This window comes from Kineococcus sp. NBC_00420, from assembly GCF_036021035.1.
Lineage (GTDB): Bacteria > Actinomycetota > Actinomycetes > Actinomycetales > Kineococcaceae > Kineococcus.
The window spans coordinates 4373195-4384483 of sequence record NZ_CP107930.1; the positions used below are offsets into that span (position 1 = coordinate 4373195).

General features: G+C 74.9%; 12 protein-coding genes. 3 read left to right on the forward strand and 9 right to left on the reverse strand.

The features are described from left to right. Positions 1–23 precede the first annotated feature (23 nt). Positions 24–782 carry an SDR family NAD(P)-dependent oxidoreductase gene (locus OG218_RS21570; protein ID WP_328295274.1) on the reverse strand — a complete coding sequence of 253 codons (759 nt, stop codon included), beginning with the start codon at positions 780–782 and terminating at the stop codon, positions 24–26. A gap of 46 nt (positions 783–828) precedes the next feature. On the opposite strand from OG218_RS21570, the gene OG218_RS21575 reads away from it, so the two are divergent. Then, positions 829–1080, forward strand: coding sequence for a DUF2530 domain-containing protein (locus OG218_RS21575; RefSeq protein ID WP_328295275.1), 252 nt, complete (start codon positions 829–831; stop codon positions 1078–1080). Positions 1081–1086: 6 nt separating this feature from the next. On the opposite strand, the gene OG218_RS26710 is transcribed toward OG218_RS21575, so the two are convergent. The 4 genes from OG218_RS26710 to OG218_RS21590 form a co-directional block, all read right to left on the reverse strand. Further along, positions 1087–4140 carry a sacsin N-terminal ATP-binding-like domain-containing protein gene (locus OG218_RS26710; RefSeq protein ID WP_442906536.1) on the reverse strand — a complete coding sequence of 1018 codons (3054 nt, stop codon included), beginning with the start codon at positions 4138–4140 and terminating at the stop codon, positions 1087–1089. Next, positions 4137–5000, reverse strand: a complete 864-nt coding sequence (locus tag OG218_RS21580; protein ID WP_328295276.1) for a DUF3027 domain-containing protein — start codon at positions 4998–5000, stop codon at positions 4137–4139. Before OG218_RS21580 ends, OG218_RS26710 begins: the two co-directional genes overlap by 4 nt. Further along, positions 4997–5386 carry a cold-shock protein gene (locus OG218_RS26715; protein WP_380157520.1) on the reverse strand — a complete coding sequence of 130 codons (390 nt, stop codon included), beginning with the start codon at positions 5384–5386 and terminating at the stop codon, positions 4997–4999. The genes OG218_RS21580 and OG218_RS26715 overlap by 4 nt, the downstream gene beginning before the upstream one ends. A 143-nt stretch (positions 5387–5529) precedes the next feature. After that, the gene (locus OG218_RS21590; protein ID WP_328295277.1) at positions 5530–6249 is read right to left on the reverse strand and encodes an HAD family hydrolase; all 720 of its coding nucleotides are present in this window, start codon (positions 6247–6249) and stop codon (positions 5530–5532) included. 186 nt (positions 6250–6435) lie between these two features. On the opposite strand from OG218_RS21590, the gene OG218_RS21595 reads away from it, so the two are divergent. Further along, positions 6436–7059 carry a superoxide dismutase gene (locus OG218_RS21595; RefSeq protein ID WP_328295278.1) on the forward strand — a complete coding sequence of 208 codons (624 nt, stop codon included), beginning with the start codon at positions 6436–6438 and terminating at the stop codon, positions 7057–7059. An 82-nt stretch (positions 7060–7141) separates the two neighbouring features. Here OG218_RS21595 and OG218_RS21600 read toward each other — a convergent pair whose 3' ends face one another. From OG218_RS21600 to OG218_RS21610, 3 genes are read right to left on the reverse strand one after another with little or no spacing between them, the layout of a single operon-like run. Then, a complete protein-coding gene (locus OG218_RS21600) occupies positions 7142–8104 on the reverse strand; it encodes a glycoside hydrolase family 76 protein (RefSeq protein ID WP_328296276.1) in 963 nt (320 codons plus the stop codon). Continuing rightward, positions 8062–8217, reverse strand: coding sequence for a hypothetical protein (locus OG218_RS21605; RefSeq protein ID WP_328295279.1), 156 nt, complete (start codon positions 8215–8217; stop codon positions 8062–8064). The genes OG218_RS21600 and OG218_RS21605 overlap by 43 nt, the downstream gene beginning before the upstream one ends. 60 nt (positions 8218–8277) lie before the next feature. Continuing rightward, positions 8278–9165 carry a LysR family transcriptional regulator gene (locus OG218_RS21610; RefSeq protein ID WP_328295280.1) on the reverse strand — a complete coding sequence of 296 codons (888 nt, stop codon included), beginning with the start codon at positions 9163–9165 and terminating at the stop codon, positions 8278–8280. A gap of 104 nt (positions 9166–9269) precedes the next feature. Between OG218_RS21610 and OG218_RS21615 the strand changes: the two genes are divergently transcribed. Beyond that, the gene (locus OG218_RS21615) at positions 9270–10484 is read left to right on the forward strand and encodes an MFS transporter (RefSeq protein ID WP_328295281.1); all 1215 of its coding nucleotides are present in this window, start codon (positions 9270–9272) and stop codon (positions 10482–10484) included. Here the strand turns inward: OG218_RS21615 and OG218_RS21620 are convergent. Beyond that, entirely contained in the window at positions 10456–11112 is a 657-nt protein-coding gene (locus OG218_RS21620; RefSeq protein ID WP_328295282.1) for a copper resistance CopC family protein, read from the reverse strand. The two genes, OG218_RS21615 and OG218_RS21620, sit on opposite strands and share 29 nt — an antisense overlap. Between the last annotated feature and the right edge of the window lie 177 nt (positions 11113–11289).

The following is an 11289-nucleotide window of genomic DNA, read 5'->3' on the forward strand; positions in this document are numbered from 1 at the left end:
GTGAGGAGCGTTCGCGACCGAGCCTACCGGCGGAGCACGTGGGCGGCGTCGGCCTGCTGGACCGGGCGCATGACGATCTTGTCCAGGTCGACGTGCGGCGGGCGGGTGACGGCGAAGGCGATGACGTCGGCGACGTCGTCCGCGCTCAGCGGGGTGAGCCCGTCGTAGACCTTGTCGGCCGCCTCCTGGCTGCCGAGGCGGACCAGCGAGAACTCCGTCTCGACCATGCCCGGGGCGATCTCGGTGACGCGGACGGGGTCGCCCAGCAGTTCCTGGCGCATGGTGCGGCACAAGGCGTTCACCCCGTGCTTCACCGCCGTGTAGCCGCCGCCGCCGGGGTAGACCTCGAACCCGGCGATGGAACCCAGGACGACGACGTGGCCGTTGCCGCCGCGGCGCATCCCGTCCAGCAGGGCCTGGTGGACGCGCAGGACCCCGACGACGTTGATGTCGTACATGGCCTTCCAGCCCTCGGGGTCACCGTTCTCGACCGTGTCGGAACCGAAGGCGCCCCCGGCGGAGTGCACGACGACGTCCACGTCGCCGACCTGCGCGGCCATCGCGGCCACCGACGCCGCGTCGGTCACGTCGAGGGCGACGGCGCGGCCGCCGACCTCGGCGGCCAGTTCCTCGAGGCGGTCCACGCGACGGGCGGCGGCGATGGTCGAGAACCCGGCGGCCGCCAGCGCGCGCACGGTGGCGGCGCCGATGCCGCTGCTGGCTCCCGTCACGAGGGCGGTTCGCTGGGTGGTGGGTCCCGAGGTCTGCGGTGCAAGCGCCATGCGGGTCATCCCAGCAGATCGCGCGCGGGGGGAGGACACTGGCCCCGTGCCCTTGTTCCTCCCGCCGTCCAAGGCGAAACCGCCGCCCCCGCCGCTGCGCACCGACGACCGTCGGGCCGTGCTCGTCGGACTCGGGGTGTGGGCGGTCCTGCTCGTCGTCGCCCTCGCGGTCCCCGAGGTCCGCGGCACGGGCGAGGGACGCTGGCTCGGCTCGTGCGTGGCGGGTCTGCTGCTCGGCGTCGTCGGCCTGGCCTTCCTGCACCGCCGCGACAAGCGGACCCCGCCCCCGTCGGCCTGACGTCGCTCAGGGGAGGCCGGGGAGCTCCGCGCCCAGCACGGCGGCCGGTGAGTCGGTGGTCAGGAGTTCGGTGAGCGCCCCGCGCAACGGCCACGCACCCGCGACCTGCGCCAGCCCGCAGGCCGCGGCGGCCGGGTCGACCGCGATCACCTCGTCCTCCGCGGTCACCCAGAAGCGCACCGGCTGCCCGTCGCACCGCAACGAGGCGACCCGCGACCAGGTCGCCGGGACGCCCGCGGCGAGGACGCCGACCGTCGCGGGAACCGGGCGCGACTCCCCGACGGGGTGCTCCAGCCGACCCGCGCCGCGCTCGGAGCTCAGGTCGAGCTCCAGCAGGTCCGCGACCGCGGTCGCCACGGCGGCGGGGACCAGCAGCCGGGGCCCCAGGTCGGTGCGCTGGGCCCACGCGGGGGAGTCGACCACGACGACGTCGTCCGCCTCGGCCACGACCACCGCACCGGCCGCGTCGAGGGCGGCGAACCGCTGCGGCGCAGCGAAGACCGCCGCCTGCGCGGAGCGACCCAGCAGGGCCCACAGCAGCATCAGGTCGACGGCGGCCGGGGGGGAGCCGGCGCTGGCCCGCAGCAGCCCGGGGAGGTCCTCGGCGCTCGCGCTCGCCAGGTCGGGGAGCACGCCGAGGGCACGCCGGGCGAGCGGGGGCAGCGGCGCGACCCACTCCGGGGCGAGCGGCAGCCACGACGGGGCGGTGCCGTCGGGGGCGCGGGACACGTCGGGCAGCGGGCCGTGACGGCGCAGCCACCACGCCACCAGACCCTGACGCCGGTGCGCGCCGAGCGTCCACGGACCGGTCAGAGCCTGCAGCCCCGTCGGTGACCCCGCGAGGTCGGCCAGCACCTCGGGCCAGGCGTCCAGGACCAGGTCCAGGTCGCGGACGACGACGACGTCGGCCACGAGGGCCTCGCCCTCCTCCACCAGGTCCGCCCAGACGTCCTCGACGTAGTCGGCGAAACCCGCCAGCCCCGCGTCGTCGGCGCCCTCGAGGTCGTTCAGGTCGAGTTCGGCGACGTGGGTGAGGGCCGGACCGGACAGCACCCCGACGGCCCGCAGGACGTCGGACCCCCACTCCTGCAGCGTCTCCGGAGACACCGGGGTGACGTCGTCGGGGTCGAAGGCCCGCTGCGCCAGCGTCCCGGGCAGCAGCAGCGCGCCGGCCGGCGCGAGGTCGTCCTCGACGTCGGGCAGGGCCAGGTCGGCCAGCCAGGGCAGTTCCCGCGCCGTCCGCAGGACCGTCTCCTCCTCGGCCGCGGAGCCCGGCTGCGAGCCGATGACGGCGGCGACGAGGTCGAGGACCGCCGCGGCGACCTCGTCGGGATCCTCGGCGTCGGGGGAGGCCGCCACCGCGGCGCGGACCGCCGGGTCGGTGAGCACGGCCCACGCCCCGCCCTCACGGGCCCCGAGCCGCACCAGCAGGTCCCGCGCCGGCCCCTGCGAGGCGGCCGGGTCCACGACCCGCAGACCGTGCGCGGCGAAGACCTGCGCGGCCTGCGTCCCGAGGAGGTCGGGGTCGTCGAGCAGGACCGTCCCGCGGGCCCCGTGGACGCGTCGCCCGTCGAGCAGCGGGACGGGCAGCCCGGACATCGCCTCCCGCGCGGAGGGGTCCGCGGCGAGCGGGGCCAGCGCGGCGAACAGCTCGCGGCTGCCCTCGGCGTCCAGACCGGGCAGCAGGTCCAGCACGTCGGCCAGACCGAGGCGCGTCACCCCGAGCTCGGTGAGCAGGCGGTCCACCGCGCGCGGTGCCGCCACGAGACCGGCCAACGCCGGGGCGAGGGCCCCGAGCAGGGCGGGGTCGTCCGCCCCCGCACCGGTGAGCGCCACCGCGGAACTCGGCCGCAGCAGCATCGGTGCGCCGTCGACGCGTTCCACCGCACTCAGCACGGGGGCGTCCCGGGCGCGGTCGAGGACGCGCAGCCGCAGCTCGGCGTCGACGCGACCCGCCGCGGCGCCGTAGGGCAGCAGGGCGAGGGCGTCCCCGCCGTCGCCGGCGAGTTCGCTGAGCAGCGCGCAGAACGCGTCGGCGGCGGCGTCGAGGAGGACGTCCGCGGCCCGTCCCGGCGCGATCCGGCGCCGGTCGGGACCCAGCGGGAACGTCGCCACCAGCACCGCGGGCCACGGGAGGTCCTCGTCGGTCGGGGTCGGGGCGCACACCACCCCGGGCGTCCGGGCCTCCGCCACGGTGGGCAGCGCCCAGGTCAGCTGCCAGCCGAGGCGCCGCCGGTCCTCGACCCCGCGGTCGGCGAGGTCGGCGGGGTCGTGGCGACCGCTGCGGCGCAGGACCCGCCACCGCTCGTGGACGTCGGCGAGGCGACGAGGGGGCGAACCCGGGACCTCCACGACGATCTCGGCCAGCGTCGGCAGGGCCAGCAGCAGCACGTCGTCGACACCCCCGAGGGACCCCGTGAGCAGCGCCTCGACCGCGTCCCGCGCGTCGGCGTCGCGCAACGGCAGCTCCACCACGGTGTCGTAGCCCGCGGGGACGGCCGCTGCGTCGGGAGCCGGGAACGGTAGCCGCAGGGCCGGGACGTGACCGTCCCGACCGTCCACCTCGGCGACCAGCGCAGCGGAGCCCCGTGACCTCAGCAGGTCGGCGGACGCGCTGCGGGAGAAGCGCACGGCACCCGGGACCGACCGGACCGCGGGATCGTCGCAGACCGCGAGCACGGCGGCGAAACCCACGCCGAACCGGCCGACGACCGCCCTGGCGGGGTCCCGCTTGGCGCTCGCCCGCAGCGTCGCGAGACCCTGCACGCCGGCGGCGTCCAGCGGGGTGCCGGTGTTCGCGGCCAGCAACCGGCCCGGACCCCCGGCCGGGTCGTCGAGCAGGCGCAGCAGCAGCCGGCCCTCGACGCCCGCGGCCGACGCGGCGTCCGCCGCGTTCTGGGCGAGCTCGACGACGAGCCGGTCGCGGTAGGCGCCGAGGGAGGCGTCCTCCTCGGCGTTGGCGTCCTCGCGCAGCCGCGCGGGCGAGTCGTTCCAGGCGGCCAGGACGCGGGCACGCAGGGCGGCGGTGCCGAACGGATCGACCCCGTGGGCGTCGGTCAGCTGCCGGCTCCGGCGGTGAGCTCGTCCTCGAGCGGCTCGTCGGCGCCCGTCCCCGAGGGGACCAGCTCCAACCCCTCCGGGTCGAGGTCGTCGATCAGCGGGACGGCGGGGGCGTCCGCGGTCACCTCGACGTCGGTCTCGCTGTGCGCGCCGCAGCCGTGGTCCAGGCTCACGACCCGTGCGTCCTCGGGGGACCACTCGTTCGCGCAGACGCCGAAGACCTGACGCAGCGAGCCGGCGAGCGGGAGGAAGTACCCGCAGGTCGAGCAGGGCGCCTTGGCGTGCTCGGTGATCTCGTTCTTCGGGCCGCGGTCACCCTCGTACCAGCGGGTCGCGGCCTCGTCGCGGCCCGCCAGGTTCAGGACGCGCTCGCGACCCAGACCGAGTTCCCAGAGGGCGAGCTCGTCGGCGTCGGCGTTGCTGGTCCACTCGTAGCCCGGGTCGAGGAGGGGGTCGTCCTCCCGGCGCGGCAGCGTGTCCTGCGGGCCGACGTCGCCGGGGGCGATGCGCTGGTCCCAGGGCAGCCACGTCGGCGCCTGCAGGGCGTCCTCGCCGGGCAGCAGGCAGACCTCGTTGACCGTCACGTTCTTCGCGCGGGAGGCGCGGGTCACGGTGACCGTCCAGCGCCAGCCGCGGTAGCCCGGCAGCAGGCACGCGAAGGCGTGGCTGACGATCCGGTCGCCCTCGGCGGAGGCGTCGAGGTGCTCACCCACGCTGCCCGCCTCGGCGACGTCCTCGGCCGCGGCGCGAGCGAGTTCGACGGCACCGCCCGCGGCGGCGTCGAGGGAGGGCTTGCGGGCGCGCTTCGCCCTCTTCGCGCCGGGAGCGGTGTCCGCGGTGTCCGCGGTGTCCTCGCTCACGCGCCGGCCTCGAGGTCGTCGGCGACGGCGCGCAGGACGGTCGCGAACTTCCCGGCGGCGTTCTTGTCGGGGTAGCGACCCCGGCGCAGCGTGCCGGAGACGCCGTCGAGCAGCTTGATGAGGTCCTCCACGATCGGGACCATGTCCTCGGGCTTCTTCCGCGTGGCGCGGGCGACCGAGTGCACCGGGTCGAGCAGGCGCACCGAGAGCGCCTGCGTCCCGTTCTTGCCCTGCACGACGCCGAACTCGACGCGGCTGCCCTTGGACAGGGTCGCCGTGCCCGTGGGCAGCGCGGAGGCGTGCACGAAGACCTCGGCGCCGTCCTCGGCGGCGAGGAAGCCGAATCCCTTGTCGGCGTCGAACCACTTGACCTTGCCAGTCGGCACAGGAACCTTCTCCAGTTTGCGGTGCGGGCGCTGCGGGGTCTCCGCGCGCTCCGGCGGGTGTGCGTTCGGTGTCGTGAGAGCCGGCTGCGGTGCACCCGCGGGCGAGGAGCCCGGGACGCGCCGTACCGGCGGTCTCCCCCAGGTTAACGGGGGAGAGGGACCGCGCGCTTCCCGTTCTGCAGGTCGGCGGCGTGGGTGGCGAGCCAGTCGGGGAAGTCCTCCAGGCCGGCGAGCACCACGTCGGCTCCCGCGTCGAGCAGCGCGGCCACGTCGTGGGAGCCGGTGGTGACCGCCACGGAGACGGCTCCGGCCACCTGCGCGGCCCGGACGTCACCCGGGTGGTCGCCCACGTAGGCCGTCGCTCCGAGCTCGGCGAGCCGCTGCCCCTTGGCCTCGGCGAAGAGGTCGCCGGTCACGTCGGTGTCCTGCACCGCCCCGGCGAGGCCGGTGACCGAGAGGACGCGGTGCACGTTCGGGGTGTGCTTGGCGCTGACGACGACGCTGCGCCCACCGTGCGCGGCCGGTGCGGCGAGGGCCGCGGCGGCGGCGGGGTAGGCGCGCACCGAGACGATCCCCAGGGAGGGGTAGAGCTGGCGGTAGCGCGCGGTGAGGGTCTCGATCGTCGCCGCGGGCGTCCCCGGGGCGAGGCCCGCGAGGATGAGCTCGAGCGGCATCCCGGCGTAGGGCCAGGTGTCCGCGGCGGTGACGGTGATGCCGACCTCGGCGAGCACGGCCCGCAGGGTCGCGGCGATCCCGTCGCTGGAGTCGACCAGCGTCATGTCCAGGTCGAAGCCGACGACCGGGACGCCGGCCGCGGGGGCGTTCCGGCTCGGGTCCCCGACGGCCTCGGGCACGGTGCTCATGGCCCCAGCGTAGGTGCTCGTCCCGGGCCGACCCCGGCGCGCCGGGGGTGATCACGCGGTGAGACGCTTTCCACCGCCGGTTGCGCACCCCTCGTGGCTGCGCGATGGTCACGGTGCGAGGCGGGGTCGGTGCCGCCGGCTCTCGCCCCACGCACGTCACGTTGACGAGGAGTGAAGAGGAAACGCATGGCTGACTACACGCTTCCGGACCTTCCCTACGACTACTCCGCGCTCGAACCCCACATCTCCGGGGCGATCATGGAGCTGCACCACGACAAGCACCACGCCACCTACGTGGCCGGCGCGAACACCGCCCTGCAGAAGCTGGCCGAAGCCCGCTCCAGCGACGACTTCGCCACCGTGAACCTGCACGAGAAGAACCTCGCGTTCAACCTCGGCGGACACGTCAACCACTCCGTCTTCTGGCCCAACCTCAGCCCCGACGGCGGCGACAAGCCGGTCGGTGAGCTCGCCGCGGCCATCGACGACAGCTTCGGCTCCTTCGAGGGCTTCCAGAAGCACTTCACCGCCACCGCGCTGGGCATCCAGGGCTCCGGCTGGTCGATCCTGGCCTGGGACTCCATCGGGCAGAAGCTCGTCAACGTCCAGCTCTACGACCAGCAGTCCAACATCGCCCTGGGTCTGGTGCCGGTGCTGGTGCTGGACATGTGGGAGCACGCCTTCTACCTGGACTACAAGAACGTGAAGCCGGACTACGTCAAGGCCTGGTGGAACGTCGCGAACTGGGCGGACGCCGCCTCGCGCTTCGAGCGTGCGCGCACCCAGACCGTGGGGCTCATCGTCCCCTGAGGACCCCGCAGCGCCGAGTGACCCCCCACCGTGCGGTGGGGGGTCTTCTCGTTCCCGGGCCGATCGCCCCGAGGTGCTCGCCTCAGGACAGCGTCGCGTGGTCGGCGGGGTCCCAGGCCAGCACCGCGAACACCTGCACCACCGCCGCCTGCTCGAGCAGCTGGGTGGAACCGTCCAGCACGCCGTCGTGCGGGAAGTGGAACAACCCGGTGGCGGGGTCGCGGCGGTGGCGCCAGACCCGCTCCGCGTAGGCCGTCATCGCGTTCCGGTAGGTGCAGCCGCCGACGACGGACTCGAGCAGCAGCAGGTTCTTGAACCAGACCGAGTTGGAGAACGGCGGGTGGTCGTCGACGCGACCGCCGTCGACGAAGTAGGCGATCGAGGCGTCGGCGACGCGGCGCGCCTCGCGCAGGTACCTGCGCTCACCGGTCGCCCGGTGGAGCAGGGTGTTCACCCCGACGGGAACCCCCTGGTCGTAGGACCAGACCGTCGGTTCGATCGTCCCGTCGAGGCCGAGGTGGTCGGAGTACAGGCCGTCGGGACGTTGCAGGTACCGGTTGGTCCAGGTGTGGTACTTCTGCGCGCGGTCCAGGTAGCGGCGTTCGCCGGTGAGCTGGAACAACCGCAGCGCGAGTTCCGCCCCGGGCATGTTCGACACGGTGTTGCGGTCGGTGCTCCACGGCGCCTGCGTCCAGAACACCCCGCCGGGATCGGCGTGCGTGGGGTCGACGTCCCAGCCGGACTCGACGAGGTCGGAGATCCTGCGCGCCTCGCGCAGGGCGGTGGGGTTCGGCGCCATCCCGTGGGCCCGGACGTCGAGCAGTCCCACCCACTCGTTGTCGTCGTGGAACAGGTCGCCGCCGCCGGCGTACGGGGGGAGCGGGGCGGAGGCGAACCCGGGGAGACCGGTCGTTCCGGCGCTCGTCCGGTAGAGCTGCTGCGCCGCAGTCAGATCGCGCAGCCCGTGGCGGTAGGGACGGCCCGCGCCGACGGGGATCCCCGTCAGGTCGAGGCCCGCCAGGCGCTCCCGGCCCGGTCGGCCCAGGGGAAACCCCGGTCGGCCGCCTGCGCCGCCGGGGCCGCGAGCCCGGCGGTGGTGGTGGCGATGCCGGCGAGGATCGTGCGTCGGGTGAGGTTCTTCCGGGTGGGGTTCTGCACGGAGCGCTCCAGACGTCGGTGTCGAGGACTGAGAACGTTCTCACCGTGAGTTACGAGTGGTCAACCACCCTCGCGGTTCAGGTGCCCGCGGAGTTCGGCGAGGAACGCCCGGGTCGCGGCCGACGACCCCGGTCCCGCGTGCAGGACGCAACTGCGCCGGGCGGGCCCGTCCGTGACGGTCAGGGTGTGCACCCCCTGGGCCGGGCCCACCGCGGAGGCCGGGAGCAGGGCCACCCCGAGGCCGGAGCGGACGAGGTCCAGCAGCAGCGGGAGGTCGTCGGTCTCCACCACGACGTCCCGGGCGAGGCGGGCCGCGGTGAAGGCCTCGTCGCTCTGGCGCCGTCCCCCCGTACCCGCCGGGAAGTCGACGAAGGGCAGGCCGGCGAGGTCGCGCAGCCGGACCCGGCGGCGCGTCCGCAGCGGGTGCCCGGCGGCGACGACGGCGACGTGCCGTTCGGTGGCGAGCACCTCGACCTCCACGCCCGTGGGTGGGGAGTCCAGCGGGAACCCGGCGACGCCGACGTCCAGGGTCCCCGCGGCCACCTGGGCCAGGGACACCTCGCTGCTGTGCACGGTGACGGTGGCGCGGATCCCGGGGTGACTGCGGTGCAGCGCGGCGAGCACCTCGTGGATCCGCAGGTCGGGCAGCGTGGGGATCGTGCCGATCCGCAGCCGGCCCTCGATCGCGCCGGAGGCCGCGACCACGTCGGTGCGCAACCGGTCGAGTTCCGCGAGCACCGCGCGGGCGCGGGGGAGCACCGCCTCACCGGCCGCGGTGAGCCGGACCCGTCGGCTGGTGCGCTCGAAGAGCGGGGTCCCGAGCTCCTCCTCGAGGGTCGCGACCTGGTGGCTCACGGCGGACTGCGCGATGCCGAGGTCGGTGGCGGCCCGGGTGAAGTGCAGGCCGTCGGCGACGGCGAGGACGCAGCGCAGCTGCAGGGGGGTCACCGGCCGACGATATCCCCGGCGGCACTCGTCGATCGCGATCAGCGATCGATCGAGCCGGTTCGACCGCTTGGACAGTCGGACCCGGGGCAGACGACGATGGTGGCGTGCTGACCCGACCGCTCCTGCTCGTCATGGCCGTCGCCACCGGACTCACCGTCGGGGGGAACTACGTCAACCAGCCGCTGCTGGACACCATCGCGGGCGACCTCGCCGTCAGCGACGGCCGGGCGGCTGCTCTGGTGACCGTGGCCCAGGTCTCCTACGGCCTCGGGCTGCTGCTCGTCGTCCCGCTGGGGGACCTGCTGGAGCGTCGCCGGCTGCTCACCGTCCTGGCCCTGCTCGCGGCGGCCGGGCACGCCGTCTGCGCGCTCGCCCCGAACTACGCCGTGCTCGTGCTCGGGACCGCGATCGCGGGGGTGTTCTCCGTCGCGGCGCAGGTCCTCGTCCCCTTCGCGGCGGAACTGGCCGAACCCGGCCGGGAGGGTCGCGCCGTCGGGACGGTCATGAGCGGGCTGCTCATCGGGGCCCTGCTGGCGCGCAGCGTCTCGGGTGCGCTGGCGCAGGTCGCGGGCTGGCACGCGCCCTACGCCGTGGTCGCGGTCGGGTTGGTGGTCATCGCGGTGGTCCTGCGGCGCAAGCTGCCCAGCAGCGTCCCGCAGGCCACGGGCGGCTACCTCGCCACGCTGCGGTCCGGGGCCCGTCTCGTCGCAGAACTGCCGCGGTTGCGGACCCGCGCCCTGCTCGGCGGACTGGGCTTCGCCGGGATCTCGGTGCTGTTCGCGACGACGACGTTCCTGCTGGCCGGTCCGCGGTTCGGGATGTCGGAGCTCGAGATCGGCCTCGTCGGCCTCGCCGGGGTGGCGGGGGCGTCGATGGCCTCGGTCGCCGGACGGATGGCCGACGCGGGCCGCGGCCAGCTCACCACGGGGGTCGGGGCCGTCGGGCTCGTGCTCACCTGGGGGCTGCTGGGGCTCTCCGCCTCGACGTGGCTGACGTCGCTGCTGCTCTTCGTCCTGGGGTTCGGGCTGGCCGACATGTTCCTGCAGGCCGTCCACGTCTCGAACCAGAACGTCGTCTACCCCCTGCGCCCGGCGGCCCGTTCCCGGCTGAACTCCGTCTACATGACGACGTACTTCGTCGGCGGCGCGCTCGGGTCCGCGGTGGGCTCGGCGGCCTGGGGGGCGGGCGGCTGGGCCCTCGTCTCGGCCGTGGGGGCGGGGTTCGGTGTCCTGACGATCCTCGTCTGGCTGGTCGACCTGCGCCTCGAGCGGGCCGGACGGCGGGTTGCGGTCAGCGCTGCCGGCGCCGGTAGCCGATGATCCCGCCCGTGCCGGCCCCCACGACGACGATCGCCGCCGCGATGGCGATGAGGGCGCCGTTGCCCGCGCCGTCGCCACTGCCGGAGTCGGGCCTGGAGGGGTCGACGGTCCCGGCCGTCGAGGTTCCCGGGCTGCTCGAGCTCGGGGCGGCCGTGGGCACGGGGTCCAGGGTCGTGGTGCCCGTCGGGGTCGCCGCCCCCGTCGCGGTGAAGGTGAAGCTGCCCGAGATCGGGTGCCCGTCCGAGGACGTGACCCGCCACTGCACCTCGTAGCTACCCGCGGGGAGGTCGCCGGTCAGGGGCTCGGTGATCGTCTCGTCCACGATCCGGGGTTCGCCGGAGGAGACCACGCCGGCCGGGCCGGTGACCTGGACCTGGGTCCCGAGGGCCAGCGGCGCCGACGACATCGTCAGCACGACCGCGTCCGGTGCCACGTCGAGCGTCGAGCCGTCGGCGGGGTCGGTCGACTCGAGGCGGTCGTGGGCGGCGGCGGGACCGGCGGTCAGCACGGGCAGGACGGGGGTCAGCAGCCCGGCGAGGAGCAGCACCCCGGCGCGGCGCCGTCCCGGGCGCTGGGTGGCGTGGCCCGTCGTGGTGCGGGTGGTCCGTCGGTCGCTGAACGTCTGCACGGGGACAGACTACGGAGCGTCGTTGGAGAGCTCGGACGGTCCGGTGGAGCGAACGAGTGCCCCGGGTCACCTTGACGCCACGCGCTGTAACCGGTTGGCTGCACTCCGTCGTCACTGAATTACCGAACGTCACTTAGTGCACACGACACGTCAACCGTCGCTCCTGTTCCACCCTGG